13 protein-coding genes and 2 pseudogenes are annotated in these 15,532 nt (G+C 41.6%); 4 read left to right on the top strand and 11 right to left on the bottom strand.

What is annotated here, in order from left to right:
- Window positions 1-41: 41 nt before the first annotated feature.
- Together L8106_RS02915 and L8106_RS02910 are read right to left on the bottom strand one after the other, a co-directional pair.
- Window positions 42-437, bottom strand: a complete 396-nt coding sequence (locus tag L8106_RS02915) for a KGK domain-containing protein (RefSeq protein ID WP_009782690.1) — start codon at window positions 435-437, stop codon at window positions 42-44.
- A 236-nt stretch (window positions 438-673) separates the two neighbouring features.
- Window positions 674-3,193 carry a dynamin family protein gene (locus L8106_RS02910; protein ID WP_009782689.1) on the bottom strand — a complete coding sequence of 840 codons (2,520 nt, stop codon included), beginning with the start codon at window positions 3,191-3,193 and terminating at the stop codon, window positions 674-676.
- 378 nt (window positions 3,194-3,571) lie between these two features.
- On the opposite strand from L8106_RS02910, the gene L8106_RS02905 reads away from it, so the two are divergent.
- Complete coding sequence (locus tag L8106_RS02905) at window positions 3,572-3,778, top strand: hypothetical protein (RefSeq protein WP_009782688.1); 207 nt, start codon at window positions 3,572-3,574, stop codon at window positions 3,776-3,778.
- A 44-nt stretch (window positions 3,779-3,822) separates the two neighbouring features.
- Here L8106_RS02905 and L8106_RS02900 read toward each other — a convergent pair whose 3' ends face one another.
- From L8106_RS02900 to L8106_RS02885, 4 genes and pseudogenes are all read right to left on the bottom strand, one after another.
- A complete protein-coding gene (locus L8106_RS02900; protein ID WP_009782687.1) occupies window positions 3,823-5,190 on the bottom strand; it encodes a response regulator in 1,368 nt (455 codons plus the stop codon).
- 303 nt (window positions 5,191-5,493) lie between these two features.
- Window positions 5,494-5,811, bottom strand: a complete 318-nt coding sequence (locus tag L8106_RS34400; RefSeq protein ID WP_156803567.1) for a hypothetical protein — start codon at window positions 5,809-5,811, stop codon at window positions 5,494-5,496.
- 691 nt (window positions 5,812-6,502) lie between these two features.
- Window positions 6,503-7,633, bottom strand: a complete 1,131-nt coding sequence (locus L8106_RS02890) for an HAD-IC family P-type ATPase (protein WP_009782682.1) — start codon at window positions 7,631-7,633, stop codon at window positions 6,503-6,505.
- Window positions 7,634-8,006: 373 nt separating this feature from the next.
- A pseudogene (locus L8106_RS02885) lies at window positions 8,007-8,297 on the bottom strand (hypothetical protein); the annotation flags it as partial.
- A 731-nt stretch (window positions 8,298-9,028) separates the two neighbouring features.
- Here L8106_RS02885 and L8106_RS02880 point away from each other — a divergent pair.
- Window positions 9,029-9,415, top strand: a complete 387-nt coding sequence (locus tag L8106_RS02880; protein ID WP_009782680.1) for an SET domain-containing protein-lysine N-methyltransferase — start codon at window positions 9,029-9,031, stop codon at window positions 9,413-9,415.
- 164 nt (window positions 9,416-9,579) lie between these two features.
- Window positions 9,580-10,317, top strand: coding sequence for a hypothetical protein (locus L8106_RS02875; protein ID WP_009782679.1), 738 nt, complete (start codon window positions 9,580-9,582; stop codon window positions 10,315-10,317).
- A gap of 225 nt (window positions 10,318-10,542) precedes the next feature.
- Here the strand turns inward: L8106_RS02875 and L8106_RS02870 are convergent, their stop codons facing one another.
- On the bottom strand, window positions 10,543-10,953 hold the full coding sequence (locus L8106_RS02870; RefSeq protein WP_071941363.1) for a hypothetical protein: 411 nt from the start codon (window positions 10,951-10,953) through the stop codon (window positions 10,543-10,545).
- A 45-nt stretch (window positions 10,954-10,998) separates the two neighbouring features.
- Window positions 10,999-11,793 (bottom strand): annotated as a pseudogene (locus tag L8106_RS02865) (IS5 family transposase).
- 45 nt (window positions 11,794-11,838) lie between these two features.
- Between L8106_RS02865 and L8106_RS34150 the strand changes: the two are divergent.
- Window positions 11,839-12,102 (top strand): transposase, encoded by a 264-nt coding sequence (locus L8106_RS34150; RefSeq protein WP_140409281.1) that lies wholly within the window; start codon window positions 11,839-11,841, stop codon window positions 12,100-12,102.
- 734 nt (window positions 12,103-12,836) lie between these two features.
- On the opposite strand, the gene L8106_RS02860 is transcribed toward L8106_RS34150, so the two are convergent.
- The 3 genes from L8106_RS02860 to L8106_RS02850 form a co-directional block, all read right to left on the bottom strand.
- Window positions 12,837-13,514: a PEP-CTERM sorting domain-containing protein gene (locus L8106_RS02860; protein ID WP_009782675.1), complete on the bottom strand. Its 678-nt coding sequence runs from the start codon at window positions 13,512-13,514 to the stop codon at window positions 12,837-12,839.
- Between the two features lie 279 nt (window positions 13,515-13,793).
- Window positions 13,794-14,090, bottom strand: a complete 297-nt coding sequence (locus L8106_RS02855; RefSeq protein ID WP_232228420.1) for a hypothetical protein — start codon at window positions 14,088-14,090, stop codon at window positions 13,794-13,796.
- Between the two features lie 222 nt (window positions 14,091-14,312).
- A complete protein-coding gene (locus tag L8106_RS02850; RefSeq protein WP_009782673.1) occupies window positions 14,313-15,428 on the bottom strand; it encodes an acyl-CoA desaturase in 1,116 nt (371 codons plus the stop codon).
- Window positions 15,429-15,532 lie beyond the last annotated feature (104 nt).

Genomic DNA, 15,532 nt, shown 5'->3' with positions numbered 1-15,532 from the left:
TGCCTGGGGATGTATGCCATACACCCCTACTTTTCATCGAATTAATTATCCGGCGTTTCACTTTCCATTAACTTCTGACGTAAATCATCTAAAGGTGACTCGGGTTCAGAAAGTTCGGGTTCATCAGGACAAAACTCAACAATAACTTTTAACCTGACTTTTCCCTTTTTCCATCCCGTTGAACCGAGTTTTAAAATTTCACATTTTTTTCCTTCGTTAAACCACTCTCCATTAGAAAATTCAAGTTGACTTTCTGACTTATTAATAGAAGCACATTTAACTCCTCTTGATTCTAAATCATCTACAAAATTCTCAGCTACCCATCCCGTTAAAACAGCAATAATTTTATGTTTTAAACTGCTAAGTTTATAAGTTTCATCCTCAAATGAGATTACATCATTCTCACTACAGTTTTGCAGAGTAATATTATCTTCCATTTGACCAAATTTCCTAGTTTTTTACATCATACAAAACGATCTTACCCCCACCAACCTCCCCCTAAAAGGAGGAGGCTATTAATTAAATTTACCCCCACCAACCTAATAAAAACCTTTCTATTTACTCCCCTCTCCTTACCCCCCTTTCAAAGGGGGGATCAAGGGGGGATAGATAGGGGTTAGGGGAGAGGTATTTTAATCTCGTAGGAGAGGAGTTTGGGGAGAGGTTTTCAGTCTTATATATCAGACAAAACTAATCCATTTTTAGGCGAAACAGATCCATTTTCTGACTCAGAAATCTCCGCCAGTTTTTCTTGTAAACTATCCGTCGAAATCACCTCAACAACCACAGGTAAAGTCAACAAATCCATATCCGAAATTTCCGGTAACGTTTTGCGATCTAGTCGCATCATTTCTAAACACTGGTTAATTCCTTTAACTGATTTGTTGTAAGCCTCAATTTTTTCCTTCAATGCTACCTTTTGTTTCTCATTCACCATCAACTGTTCAGACGCTTCTTTATCCAAAGTTTTTGCTAAATGTTCGCAAGCTTTATCATGCTGTTGCAAAATATGAGTCGCCAATTGATGAGACGGTTCTAACAAATAATGAATCAACGTTTTATTCACCGTTGGGCGGTAAGTTCGGAGAATCGTTCCACCAATTTTTGGATCAAAATCAATCTTCAACAATTGACGAATAGCAGGTTCAGCTTTGACTATACTTTCATAGTCATAACCCTGACAAGCTTCTTGTAAAACTTGACGCAATTGAAACACCGAAACCGTTCCCTCTGAATAAAATTCAGGACGTTCTCGAATATAGCGATCGCATTCCGTTTTCGACTCATTCACTAAGGCTGCTTTCGCCTGTTCACACCAATGTTTTAAATTCTGTTCAACCCCGTTATCATTCCCCAATAAACGATACAATTTGCTGTAATAATCTGCTTTACGAACTCGTTCATAAAGTTGATAAAAGAAATTATCTATCAACTCCTTAGACGCATCCTCCAAAACCACTTCTAACTCATTGGCTAGATAATAGAAAGCCTCAGCTAAAATTCCCATAATGGGAACAACTGCATTGCGTTTATGGCTGGCTTGGGCGCGTTTATGAGTCTCCCCAACAGAGAAGGTTCTAATCAGTACATCCAAGCGACTAATCATCCGTCGTTGAAGCTTTTTGAAATCCTCCTCAAAGGCTAAATTTTCATCACTCGCCACAACTATATTTAACTCTTTTTCGATGTGTTGACAAAAATCATCGCCAATTTGTTTGAGTTCGGTATTTAGCTGTTTTAACTTTTGTGCTTTGAGTGCATCTACTTCATGGGGTTGACTCTCTAACTCCCGCCAAGCTTTTAGATAAGATTCCCGCAAACTAATACAAACAGGTTGTAAATCATTGGCTAACACTTCAAACAACTGCGGTCGTTTTTCGTCCATCAAATACCGAGTCATTGCATCCCGAAATTCTTCAACGCCGCTATCTTTGATCAGATGTTCTAACACTGAATTTCCCAAAGAATTGAGAATAGCAGTATATTTTTCATTCGGACGATCTGCAACTAAAACCTGAGTAGGAATCGGAAACTTACTCGAGGGTAAACGTCCTGAAACCAAACAGTAACGGTTAAACTCATTCACAAACTGCGGTGTATTTTCAACTCCATTTTCACTGTGTACAGTCTCCCCAAAAATTGAATCTAAACCCCAGCGATCAGACTGATAGGTTTGTTGTTGAACTAAGTTGCTATAAAACCCAAGTAACCCACTTGTTTTGTAAACCCGAGTTGTCTCGCGAAATTGTGTTCTGAGATGATAATCTAAGCGAGATTTTAACTGATCATCAAACCAAGTTGCGTCGATATAGTTAAACACATAAAACACGCGATCGCGAATTCCTGAACTTCCTTGCATTTTTTCGAGAAGTTCGGTTTCTTCTGTTGCTAATTCTCCCGTTGAAGCCGTTCGCAACACAAACACAACTGCCGAAGTTTCTGGATTTTCTATTTTATCGTAAGCAATTTGAGCATCTTTTTGAACAGGTGCATCAATTCCCGGTGTGTCAATAATCACGTTACCATCTTTCAGCAAAGAATGATAACAATAATATTCAATTCGTTTGAGAACTGCACTATTATTTCCTCGACGTGCATATTGTGCTGCTTCTTCGATATTTGTTGCGTTAAAATGCTCCATAGAATAAGTTGCATTATTCAGGGTTTGAATGCGATCGCGGTTAGCTTCAAATCCTTGTAATAACAACTCTACAGCTTTCGCTTGTTTAGCACGTTCCGAACGGGCTTCACCGCCTTCGAGTTCTAAAATAGCTTTGGCTTGCTGTTGTAAATGTTTGACGGTTTCGGGTTGATTAATATTGCCAACAAGCGGTAAATCTAATAATTTACATAACGTTTTGACCTGTTCGCGAATTTCAACTTCACTCAAAAAAGTCAACACCACTCGTTCTTGATCTTGTTCCGCATACCGGATATAACATTCAGTTCCAGTGGCGTGTCCTTGGGCGCTGTAGAGGAGTTTCCGCCCCAACAGTGCGTTAATTAACATCGACTTACCCGCACTAAAAGCCCCCGCAAAGACAATTTCAAACGTGGGAGAAATCACTTTATCGAGGGCGGCGCGTACCCCACTGACATCCTGCTGTCGCAGCGTTGGTTCACTGTGTAGCAGTCCCAGTAGACTCTCAACCTGTTCTTGCAAATTTTGACACTGTGGTATACCCTGGTTCATGATCACAAGCTCCTATTCGGGTTTGCCGATAAAAGTAATATATTTAACATTGTTACCCGAGTCTAAGCATTCTGAAAACGGGGTTTTCCGGGTTTTCTGATGTATCAATAAACACTCAATAAAAGTTAGAATGTGCTAGATTTTACGCACTCGAAGATTCTCATACAGTCAACAGTCACTCGTCACCCTTATAATCAAAATGCTGGCTCATTTTTCCTAACTCTACTGATTTTTCTCATCAAGGAGTGAGATGCGGCACCTAATGACAGGCTGGGCGAACAGACTTTCCTACTCCCCATTCCTAAATTATTGAACTTCTTTTGGTACAATGAATTATGTCAGTTCTCAACTCTTTTTAGTTAAAAACCTTGTCAAATTATGGTAGAACCCAAAGACGAAAAGTTAACCCATTCTCTCAATCTACTGATTGAAGAACATGGTCTTAAAAGCGTGATTCAAGGACTTGCTTCTCATTGTCAAAAAGAAGCCGAATTTCTCAAAAAAGATCGCAGTACCGATTTAGCCCAGAATTGGCAAAAAGCCGGAGAATCTTTACAGAGTATTATTGACTCTTGGGGAAGTTAATACGGAGTTCTTGATCTTGTTGATTCCCACTGAAGCGAACACAGTTAACCATCAACTTTGAGTTGCTCTTGACACCGTTGAATATAGAGTTCTGCGACAATATCAGTGGGATCTTGTTCGATCACCTGCTTAAAGTATAATAAAGCTTGGGTTAATTCTCCGGTTTGCCAAGCTTCTACTCCGTTTTCAAATAGAGTTAAGGTTTGGGTTTTATCTGAATCAATCAGATGACTTTGATTTCCAAAGAGTTCATAGATTTTAATCGCTTTTTGCTTTCCCCGAGGCGCAACTTTATCCAGCCATCGATAATAAAATGAACTAGAATTTGTTTCAGATTTATCCGTAAATTTTGCATCCGTTAATGCAGTTTTTTCTAAAGACTGTTCTTTATAAAAGATTGTTTCTTCACTGACTATAATTTTGCAACCATAGCTTTTAGTTAATCCTTCTAAGCGAGAAGCAGTATTAACCACATCACCGATAACCGTTGAATCCATCCGGCTTTCTGAACCTAATGTACCGATCATTCCTATTCCTGTATTAATCCCAATGCCAATTTTTAAAGGCTCTTGAATTTGAAATTGATCGCGATCTTCGTTAAATTTTTCTAGGCTTCTTTGCATAATTATTGCTGCATTGAGTGCATCTTCCTGATGAAACTGTTCTCGATCAAAAACAGCCATAATTGCATCTCCGAGATACTTATCAATAAAGCCATAGTTAGAGTCAATACAAAGACTCATTTGATTAAAAAATACATTTAACCACTGATACGTTTCACTGGCGGTTTGAGACTCAGCAATCGTTGTAAATCCTCGAATATCACAGAATAAAATCGTTAATTCTTCTTCTGTAAAGTTACCCAATTTGATCGAGTTAACACCTTGAGGCGCAATCCGTTCTAGAAACTGTTCAGGAACAAATAACCGTAATTTTTCCGAAGCATCTTCATCAACCTCTACTGACACTGAACCCTCATTATGATCATCTGAAATCCTCTGGCTATCAACTTGTGTCGTTTGGGTTCGCATTTGATTGAGTTGCAAGAGACTCGACACTTTAGCTAAAAGTAAACGACTATTAAATGGTTTTGTAATATAATCATCTCCCATTAATTCCAGTCCTTTAATTTGGGACTGTTCATCATCTAATGAAGTCAGAAAAATAACAGGTGTAACTTTCAACTGCTCATCTTTTCGGAGACTATCACAAACTTCAAACCCATCCATTTCAGGCATCATTACATCCAACAAAACCAAATCAGGCGATGTCGTTTTTGCCAGTTGTAATGCCTCGATTCCCGATGCAGCTAAGAGGATTTCATAGCCCTCTGATTTTAACAGTTCTTCTAATAAAATCAGGTTTGCAGGTTCATCATCAACAATTAAAATTTGGTGTAAGTGATCTGACATGGGGTTAGTAAGTAATCAGACTGAGCAAGGATACTGGGATGAACAGCTAGCAGCTATAACAGAAAACCGCAATCGCCAAATGCGTGATAATATTAATAAAGCTGCCAGGTTCATCGTCAACTGGTGTCTCAATAACAAGGTTTAGACAATTGTTTTTGGGTGGAATAAACGGAGCAAAGACAGCATCAACATTGGGAAGAAAAATAACCAGTATTTTGTTCATGTTCCGACGGCAACATTAAAATCCCGCACTGCTCAACTCGGTGAACAGCAAGGGATAGAATTTATTGATACTGAAGAATATTACACCTCGAAAGCTAGTTTTTTAGATGCTGATACTCTGCCTACATTCGGTGAAAAACCCTCAGGGTGGAAAGCATCAGGAAAGCGAATTAAAAGAGGATTATACAGAGATTCTAAAGGACAACTAATTAACGCCGATTGTAACGGCAGTGCCAATATAATCCGCAAAATAAAAGTAACGACACAGCAACTTGCTAAGATCGCTAGGGCATCTTTGAGTGTGCCACATCGATATTTTTTGGATAATCTTTCTAAATCTTGTCGAAAGCATTGTGAAGCGGATTTTAATCCGTGTAACAATTCCGCGCACGAATCCATGTTTTTTTAAGCATGGAGAACTCAATATTACTCGACAAAATATTAGAACGCTGCCAACAACTGAAACTCATTAAATCTCAGGGAAAAGCTCGCACTGACTCTACTCATATTATAGCTGCAATTCGGAATCTGAATCGACTCGAATGTGTAGGGTAAACTTTAAGAGCTGCCTTAAATGCTTTGGCAGTGGTTGCTCCAGTCTGGACAGCTGAAGCATGAGAAAACCGTGGTAAACGGTATTGATCAGGCTGTAGGCGCGTTCATAGGTCTGTTTGCAGGTAAGAATATTGGCTGGTGGTGAAATTAGCCTCGTAAACCCTGCTCACCGCCCTCAAGCCATGTTGAGACGTCTTCTGCGTCTTGATCGTAGCAAGCTCAAAAGCCAATAGGTGAGCAGTTTCACGCGGTCATTTACGAGAAACCATACCAGCGCATAGCCCCAAACCAACAGTGCCCAACCCCAGCCCAGGGGTGTCATAAATACCCCATACACAGCGATCAGTGTGGCTAGAATTTGGGTGCCGAGAACGGCAATCCATAGAATTTTTGCGGGGCGAATCGACCAGAAGGGGCCTTGGGTGCGGGTCAGGAAGATAGTTAGATGTCCGGCTACAGACAGTTTTAAATACATTAGGGTCTGGATGTGGGCGCGATCGTACGTTTATGCACCGGATCGAAGGGCTGAAAATGTTCAATCTGATAGCCCTGCAATGCGTCTTTGTTTTTTAGTACGCGATGCCAGCGCCCCATTGAGAATCACTTGCTCGGCAGAAAGATCGTTGACGCAAAACGGATCGCCCAGGGTCAGCTTATTTTGGGTCAGCGTGCCCGTCTTGTCCGCGCATAGCATATCCACACCCGCCAATTCCTCGATCGCCACTAACTTGCTGACGATCGCTTGTTTCTTTGCGAGTAGTCGCGCACCCACTGCCATCGTCACCGATAGCACCGTCGGCATTGCCACCGGAATCGCAGCCACGGTCAGCACCAGCGCGAACTGCATCGTAGTGAGGAGCGGGTCGCCCCGGGAAATTGCGACGGTAACAATCAACGTCACCAGCGCCAGCGCCAGAAAGATCAGGTAATTACCAATCTTCAAAACTGCCTTTTGAAAGTGGCTAGTGGTGTGTGCCGTTTGCACCAGTTGCGCCGTCTTGCCGAAGTAGGTATGCTCACCCGTAGCATAGACGAGGGCTTCAATTTCACCCTGGCGAATGATTGAACCAGAAAAGACAGCCTCGCCTGGTTTACAAGTGGCGCTCAGGGATTCGCCCGTAAGTGCCGACTGATCCACCTTCACTGAGTCACCCTCTAGCAGGCGGGCATCTGCTGGCACAATGTCGCCCAAACGCAAGCGGATCACATCCCCTGGAACCAATTCACGGGACGGCGGTGTGATCCACTTTCCATCCCGTTTCACCCGCGCCTTAACGGACAGCTTAGACTTCAGGGCGGCGATCGCATTCCCTGCTTCGTGTTCTTCCCAAAAGCCGACTACGGCATTAGCAACCAGCAACAGCAGAATGATGAAAAAATCTGGCCAATGTCCAACTACACCTGATAGAATTACGGCCACCTCGATCATCCAGGGAATGGGACCCCAAAAATAGCTGAGGAATTTCAGGTATGGATTAGTTTTCTCTTCTTTAATTTCGTTCGGTCCATAGTGCTTCAGCCGTTTACTCGCCTCGTCTTGACTGAGACCCTCTGGTGACGACTCTAGTTTTGCCTCTAGTTGATCCATCGGCAGGGTTTTCAGATCGTCTTTCGGATCAGGACTTGCTTTGGAAGCTTTGGGTCGATGAGCAACGGGTTTCACCATGGGGATTCCTTTGGTATTTAGCTATTGATTTGCAGAAATCTTTGCTGATTTTTTCGGCTATGCCGAACGTACAAAATGAATTGCACTTCAAGTAACTGAGGCTCTTAAATAGTGATTGATTAGTGTGAAAATGCTTTTTGCTACCCAATCAAAAGATGTTGAATGAATAGGTATGATTCTGACACTTATTTCTCATTTACATTGTTTGATTTGTTTGATATATTGATTTTTATTGATTAGAAATCAAGGATTCACAATCTAGACATAAATTCCATTAATTACTATCCCGTTAAGCAGCAAAAATGATGCTGATCCAGCAGAAATAGACATCAGAAAGAAGCATGAGTTAGTCTCAGCTAAAGGATTGTTGTTCCTATTTCTGACTTTCAAGCATTGCCTTCTCATTCAAAAGTCCTTGATGTTGTTCTTTACTAACCTTTGGATACTTGAGGTTCAGTTCCTTTAACTGTGTGTAAATGATACCCGCCACAACCAGACGAGTAAACCATTTGTGATCGGCGGGGATAATGTACCAAGGAGCATATTTTGTACTCGTATGATTGAACATATCCTCATAGACACTCATATAGTCATCCCAAAATCTGCGCTCTTTCGCATCATTTACAGAGAATTTCCAATTCTTTTCAGGGCGATTAATCCGTTCTAGAAAACGTTTTTATCGATTTAGCAAGACAATCCTTGAAGAATGTCTTGATTGATGCGTAAATGTTGTCAATGCGATCGCTAATTTTTTGACGGATACGGCGATCACCTAAAAATCACGACTCACAGGAATAGCGATCGCATACCGCAAAACCTTTAGCAGATAGATCATTGAGGCGATTGGTCGATATCTTACGTGGTTGTGTTACAAAGACATAAGATGATATCATATCAGGGTTCAGAAGGAATGATTTTTTAAGGAGTAAAATATGGCGGAACTTAACGTCACGAAAAAAAGTATAAGTAGCCTATTTTCTGAAATGCAGGGAACAAAATTCATTATTCCTGATTATCAACGACCATATAAATGATGAATCTGGAAAGATTGAAATTGAAGTTATCGATGGGCAACAGCGTATCACCTCACTCTTGCTTCTTCTTAGGGCATTCTATTCAAAATTGGAAAACAGTGCAATTGAAGACGATAATATTACTGGACTCAAGAATCAAATTGCGCCATGTATTTGGGACGTTAATCCTATTTCGGGAAGAGTCTCTGACACCAATTTAATCCACATATGCGCCATTGTCGTCATGCCTAACTGATAAGTCCGTTGAGTTTGTCTGTTTCTAGTCGAGATTAGGCAAGCAAAAATGGTAAGCTTTGTTGATGAGTTCCGATAAGTTGTTGTCGATTAATGTTAAAGATTTATCTATAGGAGGAGATCATCAATGATTGAAGTCAAAAAAATTCTTAATAAAGGCCGAGGAATTATTGCCACACAGGATATTCCCAAAGGAACATTACTTGAAGTTGCTCCTGTAGAAATTTTTCCGTTTGAACAAAAACAAAGTATTTCTGAAACAGAAGTCTTCAAGTATTACTTTGTACAACTATCAGAATATGGCAAAAGTAAAGATGTGAAGAGATATCTGATTTTTGGTTTAGCTTCTCTTTGCAATCATGAAAAAAAGCCTAATGCGCGTGTAGAGTGGATCGAAAATGAAATTGGTTTATGGTCTCACTTAATCGCACTAAAAGATATTAACAAAGGTGAGGAAGTCACGCTATTCTATACCAACATTGATGAGTATATTAATGCAGACAAATTCGTTTAATAGTTTAATTATTGGGTTATACCGTACTTGTGATACAAAATTACTTTTTTCTAAAAAGTTAAGTCATCACATTTAAGTAATCTGGAACTTCATACATCACTATAATACTATAATCTGCACTTATCATTACTATCCAGGATTACCAGAAAGAGGAATTTGATTTAATGGCAATTCAACTTAAACGTATTGGTATGTGGGCTTGTCCACGATGTCTTTCAACAGTTATGATGCGCTCTTGGGGAAATCGCCCAGATACTTTCGTGCATGACGAGCCATTTTATCCACATTATCTATTATGTAGTGATAGGAAAGACCCAGGGATAGATGAAGTGCTCAACCACTATGAAACAGATTGGATCAAGGTCGTGGAGCAACTGACAACAGGGTTAATACCAAATGAAAAGTCGATCTATTATCAAAAATTTATGGTCTATCGACTTCTACCACACATGGATATTGATTGGATTACCAAATTGACAAACTGCTTTCTGATTCGTGAGCCACGGGATATGCTTCTTTCATATATCCAACTATGGCCTAATCCGACATTAGAGACCATCGGAATATTACGACTAAAGCAATTGTTTGACATGATCCGTAACCACACGGGTAAAATTCCGCCCGTCATCGATGCTCGCGATCTACAGAAAAACCCGCGCCGTATCTTGTCTTTACTTTGCGAAGCAGTAGAAGTAGAATTCACCGATGTAATGCTAAACTGGTCTAAGGGTAATCCAACCAATGACACTTGGTCTCAATATCAATGGTATGACACAGTAAGAAGTTCAACTGAGTTTCACCCCTACAAACCGAAAACTGATGACATCCCGGAGCGATTTCATGATCTTCTTTCCAAGTGTAATGAAATCTATAGAGAATTATACGAATATCGTCTTGTATAACAATCTAACTTGAGAACAAGATCAAGCTAAATAATCAGTGCGATCGCTGATCTTGTAGGGTGCGTTACTCAACGCGCCTTTTTGCTTTTAAACATGATGAATTTTTAATTATCTGATTTTTGGGATGTTTATTAATGCGATTGCCGATTTTATTGGTTAAGTGCGATCGCCTAGAAATCACGACTCACAATACTGGCGATCGCTAAAATCAACTAATTTTCATCCTTATTTCTGACTCTCCAGAATTTCCTTCGCATTTAAAAGTTCCTGATGTTGCTCTTTACTGAGACTAGGATACTTGAGGTTCAGTTCCTTTAACTGGGTGTAAATGATACCCGCCACAACCAGACGAGTAAACCATTTATGATCGGCGGGGATAATGTACCAAGGCGCATATGTCGTACTGGTGTGATTGAACATATCCTCATAGACAGCCATATAGTCATCCCAAAAACTACGCTCTTTCGCATCATTTTCAGAGAATTTCCAATTCTTTTCAGGGCGATTAATCCGTTCTAAAAAACGGTCTTTTTGCTCCTCTTTAGATACATTGAGAAAAAACTTGAGGATAATCGTCCCATTATTAACCAGATGTTTCTCAAAGTTGTTGATTTCCTCAAAGCGACGCTTCCAAATATCATTGTCAACGATGCTAAGAGGATGTCTGAAAAGTGTTGGGGTTCAGGCTAAACGCCTGAGAAGAAGGCGGATAGAGGCAATGTAAATCCAAGCCTCAGCACTTTGAGTGGAATATTCGTAATCTCGATTCAAGCGTCGGCATCAGGTAAACCAGCCAAAGGTGCGCTCGACCACCCAACGTTTGGGCAAGAGAACGAAACCTTTTGTCCCTGGGGGACGTAAAACCGATTCAAGTACCCAACGAAAAGTCTTAATGACCCACTCGAAGAGTGCTTCGCCGCGGTATCCTCCATCAACGTAGAGAACAATAAGGCGTTGGAGATTGACTCGCCGTTCTCTGGCTCGAAGTAAGAGTTTTTTCAATCCGGCCCCTTCCGAAACGTTGGCTGCTGTAACCACAGCCACCACTAACAGACCCAAGGTATCGACGAGAACGTGCCGTTTGCGGCCTCTGACTTGTTTGCCGCCGTCGTATCCGACTTCCTTCGAGACCATCGTACCGCTTTTGACCGATTGACGATCGACCACTCCGGCACTCGGGGAAGCTGGGCGGTCGGCTTCGATTGTCCTGACCCATTGTCGTAAACGTTCGGGTACTTGTTGCCAGATGCCCTCGTTACGCCATTGCCGAAAGTAATGGTAGACGGTTTTCCATTTAGGGAAATCGTGAGGCAACAAACGCCAAGCACATCCAGCACTGAGGACATACAGAATTGCATTGACGACGGCTCGGGGAGCGACTGAGCGAGGGCGACCTCCAGAGTGAGCCGCTGGCAGCAACGGTTCGAGGATCTCCCATTGAGCATCATTGAGGTCGGTGGGATAAGATGGAGTCATGGCTAGTGAGGCTCTGTTGGTTTCGATACTTGACAGGTTAAACCCTTGCTAGCTTTTCTGCTGTTCTATCTCCCTCACCCTTTTCAGACATCCTCTCAAAAAAAGGGGGTCATTTTCTTCTTGCCACCCTACTGTTCCGAAATGAATCCCATTGAATTGGAGTGGGAGCATCTTAAACGTGATGAATTAGTCGGACAGATGTTTGAATCCGAGTCCGAATTGGCTTTTCACGTGACCGAGGGACTCGAAGCCCGAGGAGAGCGCCACGGACATTCTGTTAAGTATGTCAACCTTCGAGGTCTGAAATAATCCTTTACACACATTCCTTTTTTTCTCTGGGGCTACTTAAAAACGAGAGGTAGAGCGAGCAATGAATCGCCCACCCTACCTAAGTTCGACCCAGATTTTTTCTTTCAGTCTTATTTGGAATCTCTATAAAATCCTTCAACACATGACCGAAAAAATTGGGATACAAGCCTCGTCCTTTAGGACGGCTTTATGTTAAACTTTCTTTTGTGGAAAGGGTAATCAACCACATTAAAAACCCAGTCACCGAAAGGCAACGCACCTTGACCGAAAAAATTGGGATACAAGCCTCGTCCTTTAGGACGGCTTTATGTTAAACTTTCTTTTGTGGAAAGGGTAATCAACCACATTAAAAACCCAGTCACCGAAAGGCAACGCACCTTGACGCACTGAAGTTATGGGGTTCCGCACGGGAAAGCTTGTGCGCTTATTAGCGCGCAACGCAACAAGTACAGAGAAACCAAGATTTTAGGTTTTGAACTGTAGGGTAGGGCATACCCAAACAGGTTTCTGAAATGGAGCAAAACGCTTGGGGAGAATTCATCTCTGGTATAGATAGGGCAACCTATCTGTATTAAATGGACTCGCTGAACCAAGAATCCCCGCCGTTTACGGCGTGGGAGTGTCAAAGCTATTCAACCTCTAAATGATTGATAGCGGATCGTCGCCGCCGAGAGATTGCTCGCCGTGTGGTCGTCGAGATTTCGCGTTGAGCCGATCGCGATATTCATCAATTGTTATTTGCCTTCCGCATTTTTGGAAGTCTTTTTCGCGGACAACGCACCCAATCCCAAGGTCGTCAACAAACCGAAAATCATCGCAGGTTCGGGAACGGGTTCAGGTTCAGGCGTAACGTCAACCGTCTTAAACGCAACTTCGCCAATTGCTGTGCGAGAAGCACCATGATTACTCAGAATATCCATCTGGATAAATTGGGCGGCGGTGGGATTAAAATTGAATACCTGGGCAGAGCTGGGTTGAGACTGTGTATTAGCATTAAAAGAACCTAAACTCATGAAACTGCCAGCATTTCCAGTAGAAGAAGCCAATAACTCGAAGTCTGATACGCCAAAAGGGGGATTTGCTGAAAAATTCCATAACGCCATCCCTTCCAGGTTGAGAACATTGCCAAAATCGAATGTCACCGATCCAGTGGGATCTAAAGAAACCCAATCTGTTCCTCGTGCAGAAGTGTGTGTGGGATTTCCTGACAAATAAGTATCAAAGTCGGTCACACCAGTGGTATACCCAACGGACAATCCAGATTGGTCAATACTATGAACTAAAGGAAAGTTTTCTCCCATATCTGTTGAAGCCGATTGAGGTTGAACAATTGAAGCGGCTTCGGCTTGAGCGATCGCTCCCAGTGCCATAACGGTAGCGCCGACGGTCACGAGAGATAGTGATTTGAGCATGATGTAATCAGAAACCCTAGCGAATTTGATTTAGTATCTAATGTCAGTATTACTAAGTATGACAAAACACGCAAGTGCCGCTGGGACGGTTTCATGAACTCTTTACAATAACACCGGTTTTGCTGAAGTTTTGATGAAGTTGAGCCGAAAAACGGTTAAATCGAGCGAAATCTTGGCTGCTTGACTTGGTGTCGGCGCTTAAACCGAGATTACGAGTCTTCTCCTGAAAAAACTCAGGCTAGGACTCACATTGCCTCGATTCGCACTCTTTTGAGACGTTTAGCCTGATGCTCTACTTTTCAGACATCCTCTAACGGGGAGTGGGCGCTGCTCTAGAATTTCTGGATGCACTCTTGTAACTAAAATTTCTTCGTAATAAGAACGATTAAAAATGCCAATTCTTCCTCTTTCGGGTAAAGCCTTAGAACATCGCCACAAATAGTCATGATTTAACTCTTCTGTAGATGGCGCTTTAAAGCTATGCACCTGACATCCTTGAGGATTAATACCTGACATAACGTGCTTAATCGTGCTATCTTTTCCCGCCGCATCCATAGCCTGAAAGATGATTAGCACAGCTTTTTAACTCTCAAATCTTAGTACAGGACAAAAAAGTTGCAAAAGTCAGCCAATACCTTACTAGATATTAATTATGTTTTTTAGTATCGAGACTTTCATGCGGAAATTACGTGGTCAATCATTTTTATTGGGAGCGCATTAAGATGCGTTTGCCCTAAGATTATGCCCGAGATATCCGAACCATTATCGAGCGTTATTGCCGAAAAAGATTCAAAAAATCTAAACAGTAGTTCCCATTTTTCGTAGCCAACGATAATGGGATGATAATCCTGACCAAAAAGAACTATGTTGGTTATATCTCACTCCATATTCTCGACAAGTCTGCTCCACGACTTTAGATAGTTCAGGATAGTTAATATGGCAGATATTGGGAAATAAATGATGCTCGACTTGGAAATTCAATCCACCCAGAAACCATGTCATCAAATGGTTATTCCGAGAGAAGTTTACCGTTGTTTCGATCTGATGCACCGCCCAATCTTTCTCAATGAGATCCAACTCGGCAATTGGTAATGGGAAATCGGCTTCTTCGACCACATGAGCTAATTGAAATACTATACTCAACACTACTCCCCAGGTGAAAGCTACTAATCCATAGCTCGCTAAAACTTGCGATAGCGCATGAAATTGTAACGGAATCGCAAAGGCAAGCGCGAAAAATACCAGTTTGCCACCAAAAAATATCACTAGATTACTGGACTTAGGACGTGGATAGCGGCGATCGCCAATTTTGCCAGTGATCAGACAATAAAAATCATCATAAAAATGCCACTTAATGACTAGCAATCCATACAACAACCACAAATAATAATGTTGCCAACGATGGAAGGCTAAGTGCGGATGAGAAGGAGAAAATCGCCCAAAGATTCCCACATCCAAATCCTTGTCATAACCAGCAATATTGGTATAGGTATGATGGAGAACATCATGCTTCCAATGCCAAATATAAGAACTGGCACCAATCAAATCTGAACTCATTGCCATGAGCTTATTAACCCATAGCGAATCGGAATATGCGCGATGTCCGCCGTCATGTTGAATACTAAAACCAATGCCTGCGGTAACGACACCGAGCATAATGCACAAGGGAATTACCTGCCACCATGTCTGAGCTACCAAAACTAATAGAGAATATAATCCGAAAAAGCTAAACAACAAGATAATGGTTTTCGCATACATTTGCGGACAATCACGAGCCTTACGATCTGGATTTTGAAAAAGTTCGTCAACCCTTCGTTTTAGTTCTGTCTTAAACCCACTATTCTTGCCAAACTTCAACTTTTTTGCTGCCTCTTTTTCAAGAACCACAGACTGATGAGATTTATTGACTTGCATCTTGTACTGTATTTAAGTAAGTAGGTGTTGAAAACTGTAAGAACCTCCGCCTATCGGCACCCCCTTATTAAGGATGGCCGGGGCGATCGAGTGCAAAATCTATC

The sequence above is a fragment of the Lyngbya sp. PCC 8106 genome (assembly GCF_000169095.1).
Classification (GTDB): domain Bacteria; phylum Cyanobacteriota; class Cyanobacteriia; order Cyanobacteriales; family Microcoleaceae; genus Capilliphycus.
The sequence above is the reverse complement of the archived record's forward strand: the minus strand, read 5'-3'. Positions and strand labels throughout refer to the sequence as shown.

Bases quoted from the DNA above. Each gene is read 5' to 3' on its own strand.
- L8106_RS02890 (WP_009782682.1), bottom strand. From the start codon at position 7,633: ATGGTGAAACCCGTTGCTCATCGACCCAAAGCTTCCAAAGCAAGTCCT.
- L8106_RS02875 (WP_009782679.1), top strand. From the start codon at position 9,580: ATGGCAATTCAACTTAAACGTATTGGTATGTGGGCTTGTCCACGATGT.
- L8106_RS34400 (WP_156803567.1), bottom strand. From the start codon at position 5,811: ATGGATTCGTGCGCGGAATTGTTACACGGATTAAAATCCGCTTCACAA.
- L8106_RS02905 (WP_009782688.1), top strand. From the start codon at position 3,572: ATGGTAGAACCCAAAGACGAAAAGTTAACCCATTCTCTCAATCTACTG.
- L8106_RS02860 (WP_009782675.1), bottom strand. From the start codon at position 13,514: ATGCTCAAATCACTATCTCTCGTGACCGTCGGCGCTACCGTTATGGCA.
- L8106_RS02900 (WP_009782687.1), bottom strand. From the start codon at position 5,190: ATGTCAGATCACTTACACCAAATTTTAATTGTTGATGATGAACCTGCA.
- L8106_RS02880 (WP_009782680.1), top strand. From the start codon at position 9,029: ATGATTGAAGTCAAAAAAATTCTTAATAAAGGCCGAGGAATTATTGCC.
- L8106_RS02910 (WP_009782689.1), bottom strand. From the start codon at position 3,193: ATGAACCAGGGTATACCACAGTGTCAAAATTTGCAAGAACAGGTTGAG.
- L8106_RS02915 (WP_009782690.1), bottom strand. From the start codon at position 437: ATGGAAGATAATATTACTCTGCAAAACTGTAGTGAGAATGATGTAATC.
- L8106_RS02850 (WP_009782673.1), bottom strand. From the start codon at position 15,428: ATGCAAGTCAATAAATCTCATCAGTCTGTGGTTCTTGAAAAAGAGGCA.